Origin of the sequence: Desulfitobacterium chlororespirans DSM 11544, assembly GCF_900143285.1 — a bacterium.
GTDB classification, from domain to species: domain Bacteria; phylum Bacillota; class Desulfitobacteriia; order Desulfitobacteriales; family Desulfitobacteriaceae; genus Desulfitobacterium; species Desulfitobacterium chlororespirans.
In genome coordinates, this window is the sequence record NZ_FRDN01000020.1 from 47,021 (window position 1) to 71,458 (window position 24,438).

Below are 24,438 nucleotides of genomic sequence, written 5' to 3' on the forward strand. Positions count from 1 at the left end.
GAAATGAGAATACAAGATATCATCGAAGGCAAAAAAGAGTGGCGGGCGCACGTGGCGCGTGTCAAAGCGCTCCCACAGGATTATCAGATTGTGTATAAAGAGATGCAGAAATATCTCTTTAAGGTCGGCCCTGTTGAGCTAAGCGACGGGATGAGTTTGCTTTCGGGAATTGTCGATCTTTTTGAAGAGGGCGCAGCCTTGGGGAAAGGAGTGCTCGAAGTGACGGGTCGTGACGTAGCGGCTTTCTGTGACGAGCTGATCGGAGATTCAAAAATTTATGCTGACGTCTATCAAGAATCTGTTAACCAGGAAGTTTACAAGGCCATCAAAAAGGATGTGGATAAAACAAAGTAAGGGGGGATAGCGGGATGGAAAAAGCAATTGAAGTGAAAGGGCTGCAAAAGTCCTACAAGCAGCTCCAGGTCCTGAAGAGCGTGGACTTCGAGGTGGAAAAAGGCAGTATTTTCGCACTGCTGGGCTCCAACGGCGCGGGCAAGACGACGATTGTCAGAATCCTCACCACGCTGCTCAAACCGGACGGCGGCACTGCCGTCGTCAATGGCTTTGATGTAGCGGCAAAGCCCGACTATGTGCGCCAGTCCATCAGCCTGACCGGGCAATTTGCTGCTGTGGACGAGATTTTGACCGGGCGGGAAAACCTGATCATGATCGCCAAGCTGCGGCACCTTGCCAATCCGCGTCAAGTGGCCGGCGATCTGCTGAAACGCTTCAGCCTGACTGAGGCCGCCGACCGCAGGGTTTTCACCTATTCGGGCGGTATGCGCCGCAGACTCGACATTGGGATGAGCCTGGTGGGAAAGCCGCAGCTTATTTTCCTTGACGAGCCAACCACCGGGCTTGACCCCGAAGGACGCATCGAGGTTTGGAAGACGGTCAAAGAGCTTGCCGATAATGGCACAACAGTGTTCCTGACCACGCAGTATTTGGAGGAAGCCGAGCAGCTTGCGGATCGAATCGCCATTCTGCATGAGGGGAAAATTATTGCCAACGGCACGCTGGCGGAGCTGAAAAAGCTGTTCCCGCCCGCCAAGGTGGAGTATGTGGAAAAACAGCCGACGTTGGGGGAAATATTCCTCGCCATCATCGGCAAGAAGGAGGAAAAGTAGATGGAAACCGTAAAGAAACACTTTTTCAGCGATATGAGCGTGATGCTTGGACGTTCCATGCGCCATATTTTCCGCAGCATGGATACCATTATCACGGTCTGCATCACGCCGATTGCCATGATGCTGCTGTTTGTCTATGTGTTGGGCGGCGCCATTCAAGCCGGCACGGACAATTATGTGAATTATCTGCTCCCCGGCATTCTGCTGATGGCGATTGCCAGCGGTATCGCCTATACAGCTTACCGCCTGTTTATGGATATGCAGAGGGGCATCTTCGAACGGTTCCACTCCATGCCGATTGCGCGTTCAGCCGCACTGTGGGGGCATGTACTGACCTCGCTGGTATCCAACGCGATTTCGGTTGTTGTCATCATTCTCGCAGCGCTGGCTATGGGCTTCCGCTCGTCGGCAGGGGTGCTGCCATGGCTGGCCGTGGCCGGGATACTGGCGCTGTTTACGCTGGCCTTGACCTGGATCGCGGCGATTGCCGGACTGACTGCAAAATCGGTGGACGGTGCCAGTGCCTTTTCCTATCCGATTCTCTTCCTGCCATTTATCAGCTCGGCGTTTGTGCCTACCGATTCGATGCCGCCGGTCGTCCGTGCCTTTGCTGAAAACCAGCCGGTGACCTCCATCGTCGATGCGATCCGCTCCCTGCTGGCGGGACAGCCCGTCGGAAATGATATTTGGATTGCGCTGGCCTGGTGCTTGGGTATTTTGATTGTTGCGTATCTGTTGGCAATGAGGGCTTATAAACGGAAAGCAGCTTAATGTTTGCAGGGATTAAAATGATAGCGGTCAGCAAAAACATCGGGTAAAGGGATGGTAGAGTGTGTAAATGCGAGTGGATAGTATGCCTGGTCCTGGATAGGTCAGTTGTCAAAGAGCCGGACGCTAAGACCCAGAGCCGATAACTTGTGAGATTGCTTGCAGTTACCGGCTTTTTCTTATGCCATTATACCGGAATCAGACTGAATAAGACTAATATATCAACTTTTGACGGCAAAGGCGCCCACCCGGGGGAGCTATCCGGACTGACGGGGGTACAAGTGCCGGAGGGCATCGCTCAGGAGATCACCTCCTCTTAAGAGCTATTGGCTTGCTTGCCCCCAGACGCAAGGGAACATATTCAATTTTAACGTCGGTATGCTCAAGACCAAACCAACGGACAGGGGAAACCGAAATTTTCTTGAGCTTAAGTTTAAATAAGAGGATTAGCCGTCTAAATAAAGGAAGGACAGTATCATGGGCTAGTTCTTCACGGACCAAAACGAAACAAAAATCCCCGATATTACGATAGATATCGCTTGAAGAATAAAATTGGAACTGTTTTTTTATTTCTTGTGATTCCATGAGATCCGTAACAATTTGTCTTAAATAAGTGCTCACTCTTTGTTCAACCCTAAACCCCAGGTGTAGTTGTATTTTAAAAATATAGTCTGTGCCGAAATTTTCGATGGAGTATTCCATGGTCCGTGGCTCATCGGTAACCTGGACATTGATAAACCAATAAACTTCTGCTCTTTTGGGGCGCTTATCCAAAATAGAATAGATGATCTCATTGTTCACTTTTCCCGACTTTGCTTTGCTGGTTAAATAAACCAAATTGGTTGCATAAAGCGGAAAGTGTTCATCAGTTCTAAGCTTTTCAAGCTTAAAAATATAATCTTCCAAAGAAACTTCTTTGATTACGGCTTGCTCAATGATGGTGGCCTTATGCCATAGCATCATGAGTGTTAAAATGAAAAAGGCAATAATAACGGTTACAAACCCGCCGTGGAAAAATTTCGCAGCGCTCGAAATGAAAAAGGCGGTCTCCAAAGTTCCGAAAAGGATAACCACCAGCAGAGAGAGCAGCCTGGACACCTTTTTTTTCATAAGCCAATTGAACAACAAGATGGTGGTCATGAGCATCGTAACCGTAATTGCCAACCCATAAGCAGCTTCCATGTGGGCAGAGGTTTGAAAGAATAAGACCACGCCGATACAGGAAAACATTAAAAGGGTATTGACGATGGGGATGTACATTTGGCCTTTGGACAATGCCGGATAGTAGATTTTTAATCTCGGCAGCAAATCCAATTTAATAGCTTCCGAGACCAGTGTAAAGGACCCGCTGATTAAGGATTGGGAGGCAATGATCGCTGCTAAAGTCGCTAAAACGACACCGATGATGCGGAAATTCCCCGGCATCAGTTCGAAAAAGGGATTAAAAGATATGATTTGCTGCAGCTCTTCATTTCCCTTGGCCTGCAGCAACCAAGCGCCTTGGCCAAAATAGTTCAAGAGCAGAGCGACTTTAATAAAAGGCCATGTGCCGTAGATGTTTCTCCGTCCTACATGTCCTAAATCGGAATACAATGCTTCGGCACCGGTCGTAGCCAGGAACACGCTGCCTAAAATTGCCAGACCGGCTTTGTTATGATCGCTGAACAAAAAGTTAATGCCATAGTGAGGAGAAAGAGATTTCAGGATATCCAGATTACCCCAAATATGGGCGGCGCCCAAAATGCCTAACATGAGAAACCATAGCAGCATAACAGGTCCGAATAATCGTCCCAGTAGCTCAGTGCCGGTTCGTTGGAGCAGAAACAGGGAGCAAAGAATAAAGATGGTAATGATAATCACGGTGGATTGGCTTGAGCCAAAGCTGTTCACATAGGCAGGAATCCCTTTTAATCCTTCCACAGCGCTGGTAACGGTAACAGCCGGTGTTAAAATGCCGTCTGCCAAAAGGGTTGCTGCCCCAAGCATAGCCGGAACAATCAACCAGCCTTTTCTTTTTCGAATCAGTGAATACAGGGCAAGGATGCCGCCTTCGCCATGATTATCCGCTTTGAGTGTGATCAGAACGTATTTTATGGTTGTAAGCAAGGTAATTGTCCAGAAAACAAGGGAAAGGGAACCGTATACAAACTCATTGGTAAGGGAAGCCAAGCCTCCGTTTCCTTCAACTAACGCCCTCATAACATATAAAGGAGAAGTTCCGATATCGCCGTAAACAACACCGATGGTTACGAGCATGCCGGCTAAGGTTAAGGGCCGTTCTTTATAGATAGTTGCTGCCTTATTCATTTTTTATCCCCTCATGTGACAATTTAATTTGTGGCATTTTTTTGTGGCTGCAGTGTGATGAGTATCCAAGATTTTTTTAGTATAGCCGCTTTTATATTAAGATAGTATAAAGGTAAAATCAGCCGCATAAAGACACCATTAATTTATGTGATGGAATGCAAGAATCTTAAACATAATGAGCTTGATCTGGGCATACTGCTATGCTTTAGTAGTGCGCGGGTATCTTAATATGATCTTAATGCCAATCGGTAAAATCATAACGCTATACTGATTTTGCTTATGCTATACTGCTGTTAAAAAGTAACTTTACTGGAAAGGGACGTATTTGAATGGCAATCAGGCGCGGCAGGCTGAGAATCTATTTCGGTTATGCGGCAGGTGTTGGCAAGACCTGCGCCATGCTCAATGACGCCCATGAAGCCAAAAAAGACGGCGTTGATGTGGTGGCCGGTTACATTGAACCCCATGCCCGGCCGGAGACAATGGCTCTTTTGGAAGGGCTGGAGGCCCTGCCCTTTTTAGAAATAGCCTATAAAGGAGTTCGCTTGAAAGAATTTGATCTGGACCGGGCTATCCGGAGGAGGCCGGAGCTTATTCTGGTGGATGAACTGGCCCATACCAATGCCGGAGGCTGCCGCCACAAAAAAAGGTATCAGGATGTGGCGGAACTGCTGCAGGCAGGAATCGATGTCTATACCACCGTCAATGTTCAGCATATCGAAAGCCTCAATGATGTTGTGGCCTCCATCACGGGTATTACCGTAGGTGAACGCATCCCGGACAGTGTATTTGACAGCGCCGATCAGATCGAACTGGTGGACATCGAGCCCAGTGACTTGATTGAGCGACTGCATAAAGGAAAGATCTACTGCGAAGAACAGGCGCAGCGTGCCCTTGCTAACTTTTTTACGAAAGAAAAGCTGATCGCGCTGCGTGAAATCGCCCTGCGCCGCACGGCGGATCAGGTCAACCGGGTGGCGGTGCAGAACAGGGAACCGTCAAAGACCGGCAGCCCTTATACCAACGAGCATATTTTAGTCTGCCTCTCGTCGGCTCCCTCCAATGCCAAGGTCATCCGCACGGCGGCCAGAATGGCGGATGCTTTTCACGGCGCGTTGACGGCGTTGTTTGTGGAAACACCGGGTACCCAGGAATTGACGGATAAAAGCAAGGCAACACTGAGCGAAAATCTAAGACTGGCCGAACAGCTCGGCGCCCAAATCGCCACCGTGTATGGGGAGGATATCCCCGCGCAGATCGCGGAATACGCCAAAGCAAGCCGTGTTTCCAAAATCGTCATGGGACGCTCCGGGCATATAAGGAGATGGCTGCCCAAAACCAATTTTGTTGACAGATTAACCATTCTGGCACCAACCATCGATATTTATATTATTCCCGACACCCAGTCATCTTTTCGTCTCCGGTCTCCCAAGCTGCTCAGGCCCTCGGAACTGTCGCCGATCGACTCGGCAAAGTCCGCGGGGATTTTGCTTGTTTGTACGCTGATTGGGCTGTGGTTTTTTTCCTTGGGCTTCAGTGAAGCCAATATCATTACGGTCTACATTTTAGGGGTGCTGCTCAATGCCATCCTTACGAGAGGCCGGATATACAGCGCGGTATCCTCGATTTTGAGCGTGCTGGTGTTTAACTTTTTCTTTACGGATCCCCGCTTTTCTTTTGAGGCGGTTGATCCGGGTTACCCGGTCACGTTTTTGGTCATGCTGGCGGCTGCCCTCATCACCGGGACCCTGACCAAGCAGGTTAAGGAGCAGGCCCGTCAATCGGCCCAAAAGGCTTACCGCACCGAGGTGCTTCTGGAAACTAGCCGCAAATTGCAGCAGGCCAAGGATAAAGCGGATATTTTGAGTGCAACAGCGCAGCAGATGGTAAAGCTGCTGGATAGGACCGTGATTTTCTACCCGATACGGCAGACTGCTCTGGCGGAACCCTTGGTTTTGCTCAAGAAAGACTCAGCAGTTGATCCCCAAACTTATCTCGGGGCGGACGAAGGGGCGGTGGCCGAGTGGGTCTATAAAAACAATAAACGGGCGGGCGCCGCCACCAACACCCTTTCCGCCGCCCAATGCCTGTACCTGGCGGTGCGCGGAGGCGACACAGTTCTCGCTGTCGCGGGAATTGTCATGGATAAGGAAGCACCTCTGGAGGCTTTTGAAAAGAGTCTGATGATCGCCATGCTGGGTGAGTGTGCGCTGGCTCTGGAGAAAGAACGGCTGAACGAAACGCAGAAACAGATTTCTCTGCAGGTTCAGCAGGAGCAGCTGCGCGCCAACCTTTTGCGGGCGATTTCCCATGACTTGCGCACCCCACTCACCAGTATTTCCGGCAACGTGGGTGTTCTCCTGGGGAATTCCGAAGTGCTGAGTGAAACCCAAAAAAGGGCGCTTTACACCAATATCTACGGCGATTCCATCTGGCTGATCAATCTGGTGGAAAACCTATTGGCCCTTACCCGCATCGATAATGGCACAATGAACCTGAATATGCAGTCAGAGCTTCTGGAGGAGGTTATCGCGGAAGCGCTGCTGCATATCAGGCGGAACAGCGCGGAGCATAAATTAGAAACCAGGGTGGCTGACGATCTGCTGATGGCTAAAATGGATTCCCGGCTGATTATCCAGGTTTTGATCAATATGGTGGATAACGCTGTGAAATATACACCGCCTGGATCCCATATCACCATTTCAGCAAGACAGGAAAGACAGACTGTGTTGGTGGAAGTTGCCGACGACGGCCCCGGTATAGGGGACGAAGCCAAGGCCAAACTGTTCGATATGTTCTATACCGCCGGTGACATCCGTGGGGATGGGCGGCGCGGCCTGGGTTTGGGCCTTTACCTGTGCAAAGCCATTATTGACGCCCATGGCGGCAAAATCTATGTTCAGGATAATCTCCCTCAGGGGACCGTATTTGGCTTTACCTTGCAGGCAGAGGAGGTGAATATTCATGAATAAGCCTTCGATCCTGGTGGTGGAGGATGATAAGGCCATCCGCAAATTGATTACCACAACCCTGGAAACCCAGGGCTACCAATATCATACGGCTGAAACGGGCGAAGGTTCGATTTTGGAGGCTGTTTCCAAGCAGCCGGACGTGGTGATTCTGGATTTAGGACTTCCGGATATAGACGGTGTGGATATTATTAAAAAGATCCGGGTCTGGTCCAATATGCCCATTATCGTCGTCAGCGCCCGCAGTGAAGATCGTGATAAAATCGATGCTCTGGATGCCGGAGCAGACGACTATCTGACTAAGCCCTTCAGTGTGGAGGAACTCTTGGCGCGGCTCCGGGTCAGCCTGCGCAGGGTCCGTTATGACAGGGAAAAGCTGCAAAAGGATGCTTCGGTCTTTACCAACGGAAATTTGAAGATTGATTATGCGGCAGGCTGTACCTGGCTGGACGGGGAAGAGATACACCTGACTCCCATTGAGTATAAACTTTTATGCCTGCTGGCTAAAAATGTCGGCAAAGTGCTGACCCATAATTTTATCCTGCATGAAATCTGGGGCAGTTATACCAGCGATATTCCCGCCTTGCGGGTTTTTATGGCAACCCTGCGCAAGAAGGTGGAAAGAATGCCGTCCCAGCCCAAGTATATTCAAACCCATATCGGCGTCGGCTACCGGATGCTGCGGGTGGGCGATGAGGGCAATGCTTCTGATATTGACTCCTAAAACCGGAATGCACCTAACTTTTAGTTCAAAAAACCAACTCATGTCTTATTAAAGGCATGAGTTGGTTTTTTGAACTTTTGGTTTTGATCATGAGCGTTAAAAATCTTAATTCCGTTTTAATTCGCCCGCAGAAACCCTAACCCTAACCTAATGCCCAAAAGGTTACACTAAATCAGAAATAAACTTTATTGAAAAAGCATAGAGGAGGATGGTTTGGATGCTGTTGCTGGAAATGATTATTGCGGCATTGGGAGTGTATCTGGTGTACGCCCTGGTCAATCCTGAAAAGTTTTAGCGGAAAGGCGGCGGAAAAATATGCTGCAAATGTTTTTGGTGCTGGCAGTCTTTGTTGCTCTCATCTTTCCCATGGGGAAATATGTCTATCATATTGCCGTAGGAGCACACACCTTTGCCGATCCGGTTTTTGATCGGGTGGACAATGGGGTATATCGTCTATGTGGCATCGATAAGCAAGAAATGAATTGGCGGCAGTATATTCTGGCCATGCTGGCGACCAACGGGATGATGGCGCTGGCCGGGTACTTGATTTTGAGGATTCAGGGGCTTCTGTTCCTGAATCCCAATGGTGTCGGCGCCATGGAGCCTGGCCTCGCCTTCAATACTGTGATCAGCTTTATCACGAATACCAATCTCCAGCACTATTCCGGCGAATCAGGGCTTACGTATCTGAGTCAGATGACGGTCATCATGTTTCTGATGTTCACCTCCGCGGCCACCGGATTTTCCGTCGCCATGGCTTTTGTCCGCGGCCTTGCCGGCCGAACTAAGACCATGGGCAATTACTATGCGGATCTCATCCGGATTATAACCCGGGTTCTCCTGCCGCTTTCCCTACTGGTTGGGCTGGTGCTCGTGTCCCAGGGCGTTGTGCAGAACCTGTCGCCCAATGTGACGGTTCAAACCATCGAGGGCAAATATCAGGACATCGCCATGGGCCCCATTGCCGCGCTGGAATCCATCAAGCATTTGGGAACCAATGGGGGCGGCTTCCTCGCGGCTAATTCCGCCGCGCCTTTGGAAAATCCCAATGTGTTTACCAACATGGTGGAAATGCTCTCCATGATGCTTCTGCCCGGTTCTTGTGTTGTTGCCTTCGGTCACATGGTCCGCAGCCGCAAAGGGGAGGGAGAGAAGGGCAAAGAAAGAAAGGTCCTGCCCGGCAGTGAGGCCAGGCCCATTTTAGCCGTGATGCTCATCCTCCTGGTTGTAGGCGCTGTGGTCTGCTTAGCGGCGGAACAGGCCGGCAATCCCCTGCTGGAACGGGCCGGATTGATCCAGAGCCTGGGCAATATGGAAGGCAAGGAGACACGTTTCGGCATGGTCCAATCTGCACTGTTTACCACCGTGACCACCGCCTTTACTACCGGCTCCGTCAACAACATGTACGATACCCTGACGCCCCTGGGCGGCATGGCTGCCCTGATCAATATGATGCTTAACCTGGTGTTCGGGGGCAAAGGGGTCGGACTGCTGAACATGATCCTGTACGTGATTCTGACTGTATTCATTTGCGGGCTGATGGTAGGCCGCACGCCGGAGTATCTGGCTAAAAAAATCGAAGGAAAAGAAATGAAGCTGACAGCACTGGGCATTATCATTCACCCGCTGCTGATTCTGGCAGGCACGGGGCTGGCTGTCGCGATTCCGGCGGGACTGGCGGGAATCACCAATCCCGGCCAGCATGGACTGACGCAGGTATTGTATGAATATGCGTCCTCAGCAGCCAACAACGGCTCCGGCTTTGAGGGACTGGCAGACAACACCGTTTTCTGGAATATCTCCACCGGGCTGGTCATGCTCTGCGGGCGCTATCTGTCCATGATCATCGCGCTGGCCATTGCCGGCTCACTGATGCAGAAACAGCCGGTCAGCGAATCTATCGGCACCTTAAGAACCGACACCAGGACGTTTACCATAGCGCTGCTCATGGTGGTCATCATCATTGCCGCGCTGACGTTTTTCCCGGCCTTGGTCCTTGGCCCGATTGCTGAGCATATGACCCTGTGGAGTTAGGAGGGTGCTTTTATGCCTAAAGATAAGAAATCAAAGTTAATCACCGGAGACATTTTGAGATCCTCCCTTCCGGGAGCATTTGCAAAATTAAATCCCCGGTACATGATGCACAACCCTGTCATGTTCGTAGTGGAAATCGGGTTTGTGGTGACACTGCTGCTCTGTGTCTGGCCGAACCTGTTTGGGGATGAAGGAGGCAACCTGCGGCTGTTTAACGCCATTGTAGCGGCTATCCTTTTGATTACGCTGCTGTTTGCCAATTTCGCGGAAGCGGTGGCCGAGGGACGGGGCAAGGCCCAAGCCCAGAGTCTTAAAAAAACTCAGAAGGATATGCAGGCCCGCATCCTCAGTGACGACGGGGGGGAAACCATCCTGAGCGCCGGTATGCTCAAAAAAGGCGATATGGTGCTGGTTAAGGCTGGAGAGCTTATTCCTAACGATGGAGAGGTGATTGAAGGGATTGCTTCAGTGGACGAATCGGCCATTACCGGGGAATCCGCGCCTGTACTGAAGGAAAGCGGGGGTGATTTTGCGTCGGTCACCGGCGGAACAATGGTGGTCAGCGACTGCCTGAAGATCCGGATCACAGCCAATCCCGGGGAATCCTTCCTCGCTAAAATGATTGCGCTGGTGGAAGGTGCCTCCCGCAGGAAAACACCTAACGAGATCGCGCTGAACACACTGCTCGTCAGTCTGACCATCGTCTTCCTGATCGTTATGGTCAGCCTTTACCCCATGGCGCTGTACAGCGGGGTCCGCCTGCAGATCTCCACTCTGATCGCTCTGACCGTATGCCTGATCCCTACGACCATCGGCGGGCTCCTATCCGCCATCGGCATCGCCGGCATGGACCGCGTAACCCGCTTTAACGTCATCGCCCTGTCCGGAAAAGCTGTGGAGGCCTGCGGCGATGTGGACACTATGATTCTGGACAAAACCGGCACCATCACCTATGGAAACCGGATGGCTGCCCGGTTTATCCCCGTGGGCAATACGGAGGAACGGGAACTGATCCGCTGCGCCGTGCTCAGTTCGGTGCAGGACGATACCCCGGAAGGGAAATCGGTCGTCGAGCTTGGCGGGCGCCTGAGCGGCGAATATCAGGAGGCCGGCCCAGGCATGGAGTTCCTGGAATTCACTGCCCAGACGCGGATGAGCGGTGTCAATTTTCCGGACGGCACCGGGGTGCGCAAAGGCGCCCCCGACGCGATTGTAAACTATGTGCGGGAGCTGGGCGGCGCTATTCCCCAGGATTTGGGGTCCCGGGTCAATGAGGTTGCCAAATTGGGCGGAACGCCGCTGGTGGTCTGCGCCGGGGAGCGCATTCTGGGGGTCATTTATTTAAAAGACACCATCAAGGCGGGACTGGTGGAGCGTTTCGCAAGGCTCAGGGCCATAGGCATCAAAACCATCATGTGCACTGGCGATAATCCGCTGACTGCGGCCACCATCGCCCAGGAGGCCGGTGTGGACAGTTTCATTGCGGAATGCAAGCCGGAAGATAAGATCAAGGCTATCCAAGCCGAGCAAGCCAGGGGCAAGATTGTGGCCATGACCGGAGACGGCACCAACGACGCGCCCGCCCTGGCCCAAGCCAATGTGGGCATTGCCATGAACAGCGGCACCGCCGCCGCCAAGGAAGCCGCCAATATGGTGGACCTGGATTCCGACCCGACCAAGATTCTGGATGTGGTGGAGATTGGGAAACAGCTTTTGATCACCCGCGGCTCATTAACTACCTTCAGCATCGCCAATGATATCGCCAAATATTTTGCGATCATTCCCGCTATGTTTATGGCGGTCATCCCGCAAATGGGGACGCTCAACATCATGGCCCTGTCCACCCCCTACAGCGCGATCCTGTCCGCGTTGATATTCAATGCGGTCATTATTCCGATCCTGATCCCCCTTGCCATGAAGGGTGTCCGATACAAACCCATGCACGCGGAGAAGATGCTGTCGCGCAATCTGCTGGTTTACGGGCTGGGCGGGGTGATGGTACCCTTTGCGGGCATTAAGCTGATCGACCTCGTCATAACCCCGGTGCTGACAGCACTGGGGTTATGATAGAGATATAATGAGGAGGTTATGGAAATGAGTGGATTCTGGCAGGGAATTAAAAGGCCCTTCCTGGTGACAATAGCGCTGTTTCTGATCTGCGGGCTGGCATATCCCCTTCTGCTTACGGGGATCAGCCAACTGATCTTTCCAAGTCAGGCCAAGGGCAGCCTCATCACCATTAATGGTAAGGCCGTAGGTTCGGAGCTTATCGGACAGGATTTCACAGATGCCCGGTTTATGAAAAGCCGTCCTTCCGCTGTGAACTACAACACCTACACACAGGAGGATAAAGAGGAGGGCAATTATACAGGAGTGGGCTCCGGTTCCAAGAACTATGCCCCGACTAATCCTGAGCTGGTGAAACGTGTGGAGGCCGATATGGCGGTGTTCCTGGAGGCGAATCCTATTTTAAAGAAGGAGGATATTCCTACGGATTTACTGACCGCATCCGGCTCCGGCCTTGATCCGCATATCAGTCCCGCAGCGGCCGCAGTCCAGATACCGGCCTTGGCTGTAGCGACCGGCTTATCCCAGGAAACGCTGGAAACTATCGTGAAAGAGAATACTCAGGGTAAATTTCTTGGTATTTTCGGGGAAGAGACCGTTAATGTCTTGATGGTGAATCTGGATATTGCCCAGGAGCTGGGGCTGTTTAAACAAATGGGAATGTGAGGAAACCTGCTTTTCAGTGGTTGTCCGTCACTTGTATAACTTGAAAATAGCGGCTTTTGGACCAGGTTTTCTTGTAAACGGCTGCGGGTGGTGCTATAATTTCAATGAACAGGTTTAAGAATCCAGACCGAAAGGTGGGCTTAACCATGTCACCCGCAGAGTGGTTATGGAAGATTTTTGAGGCAACCGGTTCCCCAAATGCCTACTTGCTGTATAGGCAGTACACTCTGAACAACAATCTGGCTATGAAGAAAATGCAATGATCAGGTTAAAAGGAGCTTTTCTTTCCAGGGAGGTTAAGTCTAAGACTGAAAGCTTAACCAAGAGGAGTCCTCATTTCCGGCCGATGCCGGAGGTGTTGAATTTCCCCTGAGAGTGGTTTGCTGAACTTAGAATAGGTAAACCCGGTCTCCACCGTTAGCGGAGTAGGAAGCTGCGGCTCATCATTGAGCTGAACCAGGGTGGTACCGCGGGAGTTATTCTCGTCCCTTTTATTAGGGATGAGAATTTTTGTTTTTATTTAGGGTGGATTGAGTCAAAGGTTAAATCTTAACTTAGGAGGGTTTTCGTTGAAACAGGAAGTTCATCGTATTCAAGAAGAAACACTGGCAGAGCTTCAGCAGGTCTCGACTTTGGAAGCGCTGCAGGAGCTGAAGGTTAAGGTTCTCGGCAAAAAAGGCTCCCTCACCGCTCAATTGCGGAAGATGGGGGGCTTAAGCCCGGAAGAGCGGCCCATTTTTGGCCAGGTGGTCAATGAGACCCGGGATGTTCTGGAAGCAGCCTGGATTCGTCGTGAGGAAGAGCTGTCCCAAGCGGTTATGCTGAAACAACTGGAAGAGGAAAAACTGGATATCAGTCTGCCTGGCGTAAGTCTGCCCCGGGGGCATCAGCATCCTTTGACCAAGGTCATCGAAGAAATCGAGGAGATTTTTCTGGGAATGGGTTTCCAGATTGCTGAAGGTCCGGAGATTGAGAGTGACTACTATAATTTTGAGGCTTTGAATCTGCCTAAGGATCATCCCGCCCGGGAAATGCAGGACTCTTTCTATATCACCGAAGAGTTCCTCCTGCGGACTCAGACCTCACCGGTTCAGATACGAACCATGGAGAAGCTGCGGCCCCAGCTTCCTGTCAAAATCATCTGCCCCGGCAAAGTCTATCGCAACGATGACGACGCTACCCACTCTCCGATGTTCCATCAAGTGGAAGGGCTGATGGTGGATCGGGGCATTCGTATGTCGGATCTGAAAGGAATCCTCTTAAGCTTCTCCAGAATGATGTTTGGGGAGTCCCGGGAGATTCGCTTGCGTCCCAGTTTTTTCCCTTTCACAGAACCCAGTGCTGAGGTGGATGTATCCTGCATGCTTTGTGGCGGAGCCGGCTGCCGGATCTGTAAAGGCACCGGCTGGATTGAGATTCTGGGCTCCGGTATGGTTCATCCCAGGGTGCTGGAAATGGGCGGCTATGACTCCAAAGTATTAACAGGCTTTGCTTTTGGTATGGGTGTAGAACGGATCGCCATGCTGAAGTACGGCATTGAAGATATGCGGCTTTTATTCGATAACGACTTGCGCTTTTTGCAGCAGTTTTAAGGAGGCAGGGGTATGAAGGTCAGTTTGGAATGGTTACGTGAATATGTGGATATCGCTCAGTCTGCCGAAGATTTAGCAGAGATCCTGACCCGGGGCGGGATTGAGGTCGGTGGCGTCGAGTATCTGAATCAAGGGCTGGAGGCAGTCGTGGTCGGTGAGATTACCCGTATGGAGCATCATCCTAATGCGGATAAGCTGTGGATCTGTGAAGTGAATCTAGGAGACGGGTCCACCACTATCGTCACAGGGGCCCAGAATCTGCTGGTCGGGGATCGAATCCCGGTGGCTTTGCCGGGAACCACGCTGCCCAATGGGGTTCATATCGAAATCTCCAAGCTGCGGGGAGTGGAATCTTCAGGAATGCTCTGCTCCACTGAGGAACTGCATTTGGACTCCGGCTTAGGGGACCCGCGCAGCGAAGGCGGTATTCTTATCTTGGAAAAGGAGACTCCCTTAGGGGCAACTTTAGATACCGTTTTTGGCGAAGGGGACTGCGTCCTGGATCTGGAGCTCTATCCCAACCGCCCCGATTGTCTGGGTATGGTGAATGTGGCACGGGAAGTGGCTTCTTTGACCGGAGGAGATCTCCATCTGCCTGCATGGGCGGAGGGGTCCCAAGGCCCGGATTATCCGGTGGATCCTGAGGCCCGGATTATCCTGGATGAGCCGGAGCTGTGCCGGCGCTATGCCGGCTTAGTGGTAGAGGATGTCAAGATTGAGCCTTCTTCGGAGTGGATGCAGAAACGTCTAAAAGCAGCGGGAGTGCGCCCGATCAGCAATATTGTGGATATTACCAACTATATTATGCTGGAGATGGGACAGCCTTTGCATGCGTTTGATCGGGATGCCATCGTCGGCGCCGTCCATGTGCGCCGGGCTCAGACCGGGGAGAAGCTGGTGACCCTTGATGATATAGAGCGGGAGCTTGATCCGGAAATGCTGCTCATTGCTGATGATGAAAAGGCTCTTGGCTTGGCGGGAGTCATGGGTGGTTTAAATAGTGAAATTACCGACTCCACCAAAAGAATTTTCGTGGAATCCGCTCATTTTTCCAGTGTAAGCATTCGCCGCACCAGCCGTCGTTTGGGACTGCGTTCAGAGGCATCCAATCGCTTTGAAAAAGGGGTCAACTCCCATGGTGTAGCAGCGGCCTTAGGCCGTGTGGCTGAGCTGGTTATTCGGCTGGGAGCCGGAAAACCGGTAGGCTTTGTTGAACAAGCGGGGCAGCTCCCAGAGCCTGCGGCGGTTTCCCTTACTGTGGAAAAAGCCAATTCCCTCCTGGGAACTGCTCTTATTGAGGAAGAGATCACCGGGGTTCTCAAGCGTTTGCGTTTTCCTTATCAAGAAAAGGATGGGGAATATGAGGTTCAGATTCCTACCTATCGTTCCGATATTACTATTGAAGAAGATTTAATCGAAGAAGTGGCCCGTTTGACAGGCTATGATCGGATTCCCACGACCTTGCCCCAGGGGGATCAGACTCAGGGGCGGAGGACTCCTGAGCAGGAATTTAAGCGCACTCTCCGCCATCTTCTGGTTCGTTTGGGTCTGAATGAGGTTATGACCTATTCCTTCACTCGCCCCGATGCCGATCGCCAGTTTGGAGATATGGATCAGGCTATTCCATTGCTGAATCCGCTGCGGGAAGAGCTAAGTGTGATGCGGACGGCTTTGCTTCCCAGCATTATGGAGATCGCCGCCCGGAATATCTCCCGCAGGAACCTGGATATCCGTCTTTTTGAGATGGGCAGTATTTATAAGAGCCAGGAGCGCCCCTTGGTCAAGCTTCCACAAGAGGAGCTGCATTTGGCCGGGGTGATCTGGGGCAAATCCTCCCGCCATTGGCGGACCCCGGTAACGGAGTATGATTTCTATACGGTGAAAGGGATTCTGGAGGAAGTGGCTCGTGAGTTTGGCCTGGAGTTCGAGTACCGGCTGCCCACTGCTCAGGAGCTCACCCATCCGGGACGTTCCGCAGATATCTACCTCAACGGTGAGAAGATCGGCTTGATGGGCGAGATTCATCCTGCTATAGGCAAGGAATGGGAACTGGAAAGGGCGTTGATTTTTGAATTGGCAGTGGCTCCCCTGCTGGAGGCCGGCAAGCGGACCATCCGAGCCTTCTCCATTCCGAAGTTCCCGGCGATGCAGCGGGATTTGGCTGTAGTGGTACCTCTGGAGGTCTCCGCCCAGGACGTTATGAAACGGATCAAGGAGCTGGGAGGAGCGCTTTTGGTTCAGGTGAATATCTTCGATGTCTATACCGGCAAACCTATTCCCGAAGATCGTAAGAGCCTGGCTTTTGCGCTGAAGTATCAAGCCTTGGATCGAACTTTAAAGGATGAAGAGGTCAATGCCTTAAACCAGCAAGTTCTAGAAGGGATTGAAAAGGAATTTGGAGCTGCCTGGAGAAAGTAGTATAGTATCTGGGGGGTGTCATATGGCTGAAGAAAATGAAAAGGTCATTGTTGAGATATTTGGGGAAAAACATGTGATTCGCGGACAGGAAAGCCCGGAGCATATCCTGAAGGTTGCCCGTGAAGTGGATAAAAAGATGCGTCTCATTGCCCAACGGACACCGCGCTTAGCCATTCACCAAATCGCAATTCTGGCCGCGCTGAATCTGGCCGACGAGTTGGAAAAAATCAAGGAAGAACAAGAAACTCTCATGCAGCTCATTGAAGCGCAAGAAGAATAGAAAACTAGAGCAATACTGGGAAAGCGTAATTTATGGAGTTACGCTTTTTTCTTATATTGCATAAGGAGCCTAAGGTTGAATCAGTATTAAAGGGCCCTGAGGCCCTGTCGCAAAGAGTAAAAAAAGAAGAAGAACCAGATTTACTAATTCTTCTTCATATAAATTGTTTGTCTCTTATTTGCGTTTCTTAAAAGTAAAGAAATATACCGCAAGCAACAGAAGCACAACGACACCAACAACTAAGGCAGGGCTCACCGCACCTGTTGTATTCGCAGAATCTGGCTGCTCCTCGGCAACCTGCGGGGATTCCTGCGCAGGTTCTTGGGGTGCCGGAGCCGGTTGTGCAGGTGCCGGAGTTGATGGTGCCGGCTCCGGCTCAGTGGTCGGTTCAGCAGCCGGTTCACCGGAAGCGCCGTGTGCCCCTTCTTCATGGCAAGGGGTGCAGGTCACACCATCTTCACTCAAGTCAGGAAAAGCGTTGGTGGTGGCTGCGTTGAAGAAAATCCCCAAGGAAAGCCCTAAAAATAAGGTCATAAGCAAAAGAAATCTGTTTGTCTTTCTATTCATAGATGTTCCCCCTCTGACTGCTCTAATACGTCAAATTTACACCTGTTTTCCTGCCAGCCAGCCGAAGGTACCGGCCAGAGCAATACTTCCGGTATAGATACTTCTCATAACGCCGCCGGCTGCCGGAGGAACGGCATAGAGACCCGGGATAGGCTGTTTCTGGTGATCGAGAACCTGTACTTTTTCATTGATAGCCAATCCGCCGAAGTTACAATAAACTTGCCCTGTGACCGGTACGCCATAGAAGGGCGGTGTGCTGATTTTATTCAGGTTATACTCTCTGGGCACTTCCAGTTCCATGGTTGTTCCTTTATCAATAGCCTCATTGTACTCGCGGATGGTTTTCAACAGGTTGGCCTTATAAACACCGGCCTTCTCCATATTCGCGGCAAATTCCTCCAGGGTAGCGCCTTCGACGACCTTTACCCCTTCGTCCTTGATAATTTTCATCATAGCGGCTGCGCCGGCGTCAGACATCGCCTGGTCGCCGATGACAAAGGCCATTCCTTCAGGCTGAACGAGGACCGCGTCGGTGAGGCGGGGATATTTGGAGTCGATAGGATGGGCTTCATCCTTAAAGCGCTTGCCGTTCAGATTAACTACGATAGCGGGAACCAATTCCGGAAGGACCGTGCCGGTTCCAAACCAAGGTGGATTAGGCCGTCCTTTATTGATACCGGGCATATTGTCGGGATCGGTTTCAATCACTTTTTCATAAGCTTCCGGATCATCCGTAACCGCCTTGCCATGAGTGACACAGACCAGGGTTCCCGACCAGGTGCTTAAGCCTTCACTGAGCATAGCGCCGACTCCCAGCCCCATCCTCATACCGTCGCCTGTTGCATAAGGGACACCCATGACTTTGGCTCTGTAGGCATAAGGGCCGACAAACTGGGTCAGTAAGCCTTTGTTGGCAAAGAAGTTTCCGGTGGCCAGCACAACAGCGCCCGCTTTGACATATTTGGGTTCTTCCCCTTTGGTCACGATCTTTAAGCCTACGACTTTTTCGCCGTCCGTGATCAGATTAAGACCTCTTGTTTTAAGCAGGACGGTACCGCCTTTGGCTTTCACATAGTCTTCAATGGCCTTAAAGTACTTCCGCAAACCGGCATAGCCTTTGTCTTCTTTGCTTCCCATCTTCCACTCTTTGTCACCAATGGAGTTGGGTACCTTATCCTGAGGGCGTCCGTTGGGCCCTGCTTGCGGTCCCATGATATAGACAGGTGCGCCTACCGTATTTTGAACCCAGGGCATAAACTCTCCCTTAAAGGTTTCAAAGAAGAGCTTACCCAGGACAGGATCATGGAGACCTTCGCTGTATTCCAGATATTCTTCATAAGTTTGGGTGCCGAAGGTATGGAGAATCCCGCCGGACCAAGCCGAGCCGCCGCCGACAATGCCGCTGATTTCCACCAGCAATACCTTTTTGCCTCTTTCCAGCGCTGTAGCTGCCGCGCAGAGGCCGCCGTGTCCGCCGCCGACCACCACAGCATCCACTTCATAATCCCAGCTTCTGCCGGCAGGCGATGTGTCGGAGTTCGGTTTAACGGTTTCAGGGGTGCCGCAGGCCGTCAACATACTTGCCCCTGCTAAAGCGGCCGCACCAACGGTGGCCTTTTTCAAGAAATTTCTTCGGTTCATGTTTTCCATTTTTTCTCCTCCTCATTTGATTTGTTGATGCCACTATAAGAATCGAGTATACTTGTATTATCCCGGAGGGAATCCGGAAATTCCAACAAAGAATCCTTAGACAGCCTTTAAGAAAATTTTGTGATAGAAATTACAAGTATGGAGGCGCAGTACAATGCGGCTTGAACAAATGGAATATCTCATCAGTCTGGCTGAGACCGGTTCCATCACCCAGACAGCGAAATATTTCTTTATGTCTCAGCAGGGAATCAGTTATTCAATTCAGCAGCTGGAAAAGGAACTGAATGTAAAAATACTTCACAATAATAGGAATCGAGTTACCTTTACTGCGGCAGGAGAGTGCATCCTGGCCAGGGCTAAAGATTTCGTGAAGCAATACCAGGAACTGCAAGAAGAGTTGCAGTCCTTTCAAAAGGACAAAAATGCTTCTTATACAACTAGATTGTTCCTCTATATCGATCCATTTATGGCAAATACTTTCCTGCCCAGGATTCTGAAAAAACTGCACAAGCAATCCAAGATCAAGCTGGCTACAAAAGAACAGAACCTGACCCTTTTGATGCAAACCCTTGCCAATCCTTCGGAAGTTGATGGAATTGGGCTGGTCGGACTGACGGAATATTATATTACGGATCAGTTCAAGCAGATGTTTGATTTTGAACCGATTCATACTTGTTATCTGCAGGTCCTCGTCTCGGAAACCTCTCCCCTGGCCAAGCTTTCTGCCATTGGTTTCGAGGAGATAGCCCAATACCCTATCTGTCTTTTTGCCTCCGATTATAATAGTGATGAAGTCAATAAGGACTTATTCTTTGGCCGTACTGTCAAAAATCTGAGCGTCATCCTCCAGACAACCAATGTTGACATGTACCGGGATATGGTAAATAAAAACATCGCCATCGGTTTAACCACGGATTATCTCGAGTCGTTTTTCCATAAGTCCGGTTTAACAGGAATTCCGATCAAAGAGCCGATTCAATTCTATGTTGGTTTTATTCGCCGGAAAGGCAGAGCGTTTTCTGTTATGGATGAAGAATTTGTTGCGATTGCCAAAGAGGTACTGGACTCTCAGTTGGCCAAAAAAGTCAGCCAGTAACCCCTGAATTGTTTCAGACACTGTCAGGAAGTGATTATTTTGGCTGCGGGTTTCTTTCTACAGCCGGGATGTGAGGGCATCCCGGCTTTTAATATTTGCGGAGAGCTGGCGTTTTGGTTAATTTTTGGATACACTAAAAAAGGATGTATTGATTAAAAAGAGCCTAGTTATATAGGGATCTCACCTGATAAGGTACGATCCAACATTGGAGGAGCAATGAAAGAACAGTATTATTCCGTTGGTCAAGTAGCCAAACTTGCGAATATCTCGATCCCCACTTTGCATTATTATGACCAGATTGATTTATACAAACCGGCGCATGTGGACCCGCTGACCAATTATCGTTATTACAAAGAATCTCAATTATATATATTGGATATGATTAAATCCCTTAAATTTATCGGCACACCATTGGCGGAGATAAAAACTGTTCTGAATTATACTCCTGCAGAGCTTTTTTGCTTCCTTGAGCATCAAGAGGATATTATCGAGGGTAAAATACAGGGACTGCAGGAAATTCAGAAGAATCTGCTGCAAACAAAGAAGCAGCTCCGGCAGCAAATGAAGACCGCCCTGGCTATGGATGTTTTTGAGAAAACCGAAGATCTGCAGATATTTACACTGCCTATCGAAAACTATGCTCCGCAATATATTCCCAATGACTATTACGGTGAATTGATTAAGCTGGTGGAATCGGAAGGCAGTAGAATAAGCAGCCATTATGGCTGCATATACCCTCTCCTCGACTATAACTCGATGGATGAGGTTCGATGTACCCATATATTTACTCCATTAATGACCGATCGTCTGAACGGTCATCCCTCCTATAGGAGAAATATTCGCCTGATTTCGGAAAGCCGTTTCATAGGCATTGCTTTTCAGTATCATCCAGATCGTTATATAGAGCATTATCAGCGGTTATATCATCATATTCGTACTAACAAACTTCCTGCAGCCGATCATGTCTATGATCTGTTTATGCCAACAAGATACTCTCAGCAAAAAGAAGAATTCATGGTTGAATTAAAGGTGCAATTGCTCTAAGGAAAGATATTTGCAAATTCTTATTGACCCTCTAGCTGCTAGAGGGTTTATATTATTGAGCATGAGCAGAGATATATTACATGAATTTTGAGGAGAAAGATACAGCATGAATGAGCAGAAGACCGTTTTAGCATTATTGCTTACGAATATTTTTATTGCCTTCTTAGGCATCGGCCTTGTCATCCCTGTCCTGCCGACGCTGATGAGAGAATTAGGAGTGAACGGCACTGTAGTGGGCTATTTGACCGCTGCCTTTGCCATAGCGCAGCTGATTTGTTCACCTTTTGCTGGTAAAGCGGCTGATAAAATGGGCCGGAAAAAGGTGTTGGTGACCGGTTTATTTCTTTTTGGGTTCTCTGAAGTGCTCTTTGGCTTAGGAAAAGAGATTGAAGTCTTGTTTCTGGCCCGGATCTTAGGAGGTGTGAGCTCAGCTTTAATCATGCCTGCGGTGACGGCTTTTATTGCGGATATCACAACATTGGAAATGCGGCCCAAAGCACTTGGCTATATGTCGGCTGCCATCAACACCGGATTTATTATCGGGCCGGGAATTGGTGGTTTTTTAGCGGATTATGGCACACGCACTCCCTTTTTCTTTGCCGGGGCCCTCGGTGCTGTTGCGGCAATACTGTCCATCATTTTCCTGAAGGAGCCGGAGCGATCCAATGAAACCGTTGCAGAGGTTCCGAAGCTTAAGTCGAGCATTAAGCGCATGCTGGCTCCCATGTACTTTATTGCCTTCACCTTGATCCTGATTGCCTCCTTTGGTTTATCGGCTTTTGAGTCCTTCTTCGCCCTTTTCGTCGATGGCAAGTTTTTCTTTACTCCCAAGGAAATTGCTTTTGTTATTACCGCAGGTGCTTTGCTGGGAGCTTTAATCCAGGTCCTGCTTTTTGAGCGGCTTGCCCGGCGCTGGGGTGAAGTTAAGTTGATTCGCTATAGTCTGATTCTATCCGGAGTCCTTATTTTCTTATTGACCGCCGTTCACTCCTATGTATGGATCCTGCTGGTAACGACTTTGGCCTTTATTGGCTTTGATCTGTTCCGGCCTGCGGTAACATCTTATCTCTCAAAAATTGCCGGGAATGAGCAAGGCTTTGTAGGGGGCATGAACTCTATGTTCACCAGCCTGGGGAATATTTTTGGTCCGATTATCGGGGGGATATTGTTTGATATAGACATGGATTATCCTTTCTATTTTGCTATGATGGTGATGATTTTGGGTGTTATAATCACGCTGTTTTGGAAAGAACCTGGTGCTAGGAGGGATTTAGTATGAACATAAGTCTGGAATCGGTATCAGAAAAGAATGCAAAGGATATCTATAATTTCGAGATAGAGAATAGGGCTTATTTTGAGGAACTTAGTGAAGGCGCGGCTTTAGTTTAGCTAAACACTGGCTTTTCTGCAGTTTTTTGGATAAACTGAATAGGTATATTAGATAGAGCAGAGGGTGGGTTCATGCAATTTGTGATGATTTTCCTTGATGGTTTTGGGTTGGGCACGGAGCAGGATAATCCTATTGCCGCTGCCCACACTCCTCATTTGGATGGATTGCTGGGAGGCCGTTTTCTCTGGGGACATGAGGTCCGGATTAAGACGGAGCATGTGTTTTTTGCGCCCTTGGATGCTTCCCTCGGTGTGACTGGAATTCCGCAAAGTGCTACAGGCCAGACTACTTTATGGACAGGAATTAATGGAGCGAAGGCACTGGGTTTTCACCTTAATGCTTATCCCAATGAAAAGCTGGCGGAGATTATCAAAGAAAAGTCCATCTTTAAACAGTTAGCAGACCAAGGCAAGAAGGTGACTTTTGCCAATACGTTTACCAGTCATTACGACGAGATTATAGCTACCGGAAAGAGGAGACATACTGCCTCTACTTTATCTGCCTTGGCAGGCGGGGTGCCTTTACGCAGGCTGGGGGATCTATTGCAGGGAAAAGGGGTCTATCAGGATATGACCAATGAGATTCTCAGGGAGCTGGAACCGGAAGCGGATATACCGCTGATAGCCCCCTACGAAGCAGGGCAAAACCTGGGCCGTCTGGCGTTGGACTATGACTTTACCCTGTATGAGTTCTTCCAGACCGATGTGCGCGGTCATAAACAGGACTGGGAGAAATCGGTGGCCTTAATTGAACAGATCGACGAGTTTATCGGGGGCTTTATGGACCTGGTTCGTCATGAGGATGTGACCTGGCTCTTAACCAGTGATCATGGAAATATAGAGGATTTTAGCGTTAAAGGTCATACTCAGAATCCGGTTCCTGCTCTGGGCTGGTCCAACCAGCCGGTGGAATGGCCGCAGTGGGAGCGGCTGGAGGATGTGACACCGGGGATCATGGGAATGATATTAGAGCGAGGGCAGCGTTGAAGTGCACTTTTTTGATTTTCTTCTTGACTTGAGCCAGCAGGTCTCGCCAAAAACGGCCGCGACTACAAGGCTGGGCGCGATTCAAAATTTATGCGGGCCTTTGACGGCAAGAAGTATTATGCGCTCTACATGCTCAATGCCATATTGAACACCCAGGGCGGACCGAAGCGCAGCGAGAAGGCGGAGGTGCTGGATTGTAACGGTAACCCGATCCCCCATTTGTACAGCGCCGGCGAGTGCGGTGGCGTGACAGTCTGCATGTATCAGGGTGGTACCAATATTGCCGAATGCTTCACCTTCGGCCGCATTGCGGGAAAAAATGCGGCTGCCCCAAAAGATGCGCTGCCGGTTTATGTAGCGGAGACGTCTGTAGCGTCCACACCGACCATGCCTGGCCAGATCACAGATGCCAAAATGACGGCAGCCGAGTATACGGCCGGCGAAAATCAGTATATTGGGAAAGGGACCGGTATTAACGGCGACGTTGTTGTGCGCGTGACTATGGATGGCGATAAAATCGGCGGTGTCGAGGTGCTCGCACAAAGTGAGACCGAGGGAATCGGCTCAAATGCAATTGAGAAGCTACCCGCACAGTTTGTCGGCCTGAGTACCAAAGATGCTGTCAATGCTGTTGACGGTGTATCCGGTGCGACCTTAACCAGTAAGGCTCTCAAGGAAGCAGTTACTAAGGCCCTGTCAGCGGCCGCGGGCTTATAGTAAATTAAGATTGTTGAAATAGCGAAAAGTTGGAAC

The 24,438-nt window shown here is 50.2% G+C and carries 20 protein-coding genes; 17 read left to right on the forward strand and 3 right to left on the reverse strand.

Going from position 1 to position 24,438, the window contains the following annotated elements; translation table 11 throughout:
* Nucleotides 1–3 precede the first annotated feature (3 nt).
* Genes BUA14_RS24825 through BUA14_RS24835 form a run of 3 tightly spaced genes read left to right on the forward strand, consistent with a single transcriptional unit; the run spans nt 4 to nt 1,898 of the window.
* Nucleotides 4–354 carry a DUF1048 domain-containing protein gene (locus BUA14_RS24825; protein WP_072775045.1) on the forward strand — a complete coding sequence of 117 codons (351 nt, stop codon included), beginning with the start codon at nt 4–6 and terminating at the stop codon, nt 352–354.
* 14 nt (nt 355–368) lie between these two features.
* Nucleotides 369–1,127 carry an ABC transporter ATP-binding protein gene (locus BUA14_RS24830; RefSeq protein ID WP_072775046.1) on the forward strand — a complete coding sequence of 253 codons (759 nt, stop codon included), beginning with the start codon at nt 369–371 and terminating at the stop codon, nt 1,125–1,127.
* The gene (locus tag BUA14_RS24835; RefSeq protein ID WP_072775047.1) at nt 1,128–1,898 is read left to right on the forward strand and encodes an ABC transporter permease; all 771 of its coding nucleotides are present in this window, start codon (nt 1,128–1,130) and stop codon (nt 1,896–1,898) included.
* Between the two features lie 303 nt (nt 1,899–2,201).
* On the opposite strand, the gene BUA14_RS24840 is transcribed toward BUA14_RS24835, so the two are convergent.
* On the reverse strand, nt 2,202–4,202 hold the full coding sequence (locus BUA14_RS24840) for a KUP/HAK/KT family potassium transporter (RefSeq protein ID WP_072775048.1): 2,001 nt from the start codon (nt 4,200–4,202) through the stop codon (nt 2,202–2,204).
* A 329-nt stretch (nt 4,203–4,531) separates the two neighbouring features.
* Between BUA14_RS24840 and BUA14_RS24845 the strand changes: the two genes are divergently transcribed.
* The 9 genes from BUA14_RS24845 to BUA14_RS24885 all read left to right on the forward strand — a co-directional run bounded on the left by BUA14_RS24845 (nt 4,532) and on the right by BUA14_RS24885 (nt 16,952).
* Entirely contained in the window at nt 4,532–7,174 is a 2,643-nt protein-coding gene (locus BUA14_RS24845; RefSeq protein WP_072775049.1) for a sensor histidine kinase, read from the forward strand.
* Entirely contained in the window at nt 7,167–7,895 is a 729-nt protein-coding gene (locus tag BUA14_RS24850) for a response regulator (protein WP_072775050.1), read from the forward strand. The genes BUA14_RS24845 and BUA14_RS24850 overlap by 8 nt, the downstream gene beginning before the upstream one ends.
* A 232-nt stretch (nt 7,896–8,127) precedes the next feature.
* Complete coding sequence (gene kdpF, locus BUA14_RS29025; RefSeq protein WP_427846704.1) at nt 8,128–8,190, forward strand: K(+)-transporting ATPase subunit F; 63 nt, start codon at nt 8,128–8,130, stop codon at nt 8,188–8,190.
* Between the two features lie 20 nt (nt 8,191–8,210).
* On the forward strand, nt 8,211–9,929 hold the full coding sequence (kdpA, locus tag BUA14_RS24860) for a potassium-transporting ATPase subunit KdpA (protein ID WP_072775052.1): 1,719 nt from the start codon (nt 8,211–8,213) through the stop codon (nt 9,927–9,929).
* A gap of 12 nt (nt 9,930–9,941) precedes the next feature.
* Nucleotides 9,942–11,996: a potassium-transporting ATPase subunit KdpB gene (gene kdpB, locus BUA14_RS24865; RefSeq protein ID WP_072775053.1), complete on the forward strand. Its 2,055-nt coding sequence runs from the start codon at nt 9,942–9,944 to the stop codon at nt 11,994–11,996.
* Between the two features lie 27 nt (nt 11,997–12,023).
* Nucleotides 12,024–12,662 carry a K(+)-transporting ATPase subunit C gene (locus tag BUA14_RS24870; protein ID WP_072775054.1) on the forward strand — a complete coding sequence of 213 codons (639 nt, stop codon included), beginning with the start codon at nt 12,024–12,026 and terminating at the stop codon, nt 12,660–12,662.
* A 569-nt stretch (nt 12,663–13,231) separates the two neighbouring features.
* A complete protein-coding gene (pheS, locus tag BUA14_RS24875; protein ID WP_072775055.1) occupies nt 13,232–14,254 on the forward strand; it encodes a phenylalanine--tRNA ligase subunit alpha in 1,023 nt (340 codons plus the stop codon).
* A gap of 12 nt (nt 14,255–14,266) precedes the next feature.
* Nucleotides 14,267–16,672, forward strand: coding sequence for a phenylalanine--tRNA ligase subunit beta (gene pheT, locus BUA14_RS24880; protein WP_072775056.1), 2,406 nt, complete (start codon nt 14,267–14,269; stop codon nt 16,670–16,672).
* Nucleotides 16,673–16,694: 22 nt separating this feature from the next.
* Nucleotides 16,695–16,952, forward strand: coding sequence for a cell division protein ZapA (locus tag BUA14_RS24885; protein WP_005808223.1), 258 nt, complete (start codon nt 16,695–16,697; stop codon nt 16,950–16,952).
* A gap of 174 nt (nt 16,953–17,126) precedes the next feature.
* Here the strand turns inward: BUA14_RS24885 and BUA14_RS24890 are convergent, their stop codons facing one another.
* A complete protein-coding gene (locus tag BUA14_RS24890; protein ID WP_072775057.1) occupies nt 17,127–17,519 on the reverse strand; it encodes a hypothetical protein in 393 nt (130 codons plus the stop codon).
* Between the two features lie 36 nt (nt 17,520–17,555).
* Nucleotides 17,556–19,169 (reverse strand): FAD-binding protein, encoded by a 1,614-nt coding sequence (locus BUA14_RS24895; protein ID WP_072775058.1) that lies wholly within the window; start codon nt 19,167–19,169, stop codon nt 17,556–17,558.
* Between the two features lie 154 nt (nt 19,170–19,323).
* On the opposite strand from BUA14_RS24895, the gene BUA14_RS24900 reads away from it, so the two are divergent.
* From BUA14_RS24900 to BUA14_RS24920, 5 genes are all read left to right on the forward strand, one after another.
* The gene (locus BUA14_RS24900; RefSeq protein ID WP_072775059.1) at nt 19,324–20,265 is read left to right on the forward strand and encodes a LysR family transcriptional regulator; all 942 of its coding nucleotides are present in this window, start codon (nt 19,324–19,326) and stop codon (nt 20,263–20,265) included.
* A 216-nt stretch (nt 20,266–20,481) separates the two neighbouring features.
* Nucleotides 20,482–21,309, forward strand: a complete 828-nt coding sequence (locus BUA14_RS24905; RefSeq protein WP_072775060.1) for a MerR family transcriptional regulator — start codon at nt 20,482–20,484, stop codon at nt 21,307–21,309.
* A 106-nt stretch (nt 21,310–21,415) separates the two neighbouring features.
* Complete coding sequence (locus BUA14_RS24910) at nt 21,416–22,588, forward strand: MFS transporter (RefSeq protein WP_072775061.1); 1,173 nt, start codon at nt 21,416–21,418, stop codon at nt 22,586–22,588.
* Nucleotides 22,589–22,770: 182 nt separating this feature from the next.
* On the forward strand, nt 22,771–23,685 hold the full coding sequence (locus tag BUA14_RS24915; RefSeq protein ID WP_072775062.1) for a metalloenzyme: 915 nt from the start codon (nt 22,771–22,773) through the stop codon (nt 23,683–23,685).
* Between the two features lie 90 nt (nt 23,686–23,775).
* Nucleotides 23,776–24,402 carry an FMN-binding protein gene (locus BUA14_RS24920; RefSeq protein WP_072775063.1) on the forward strand — a complete coding sequence of 209 codons (627 nt, stop codon included), beginning with the start codon at nt 23,776–23,778 and terminating at the stop codon, nt 24,400–24,402.
* Nucleotides 24,403–24,438 lie beyond the last annotated feature (36 nt).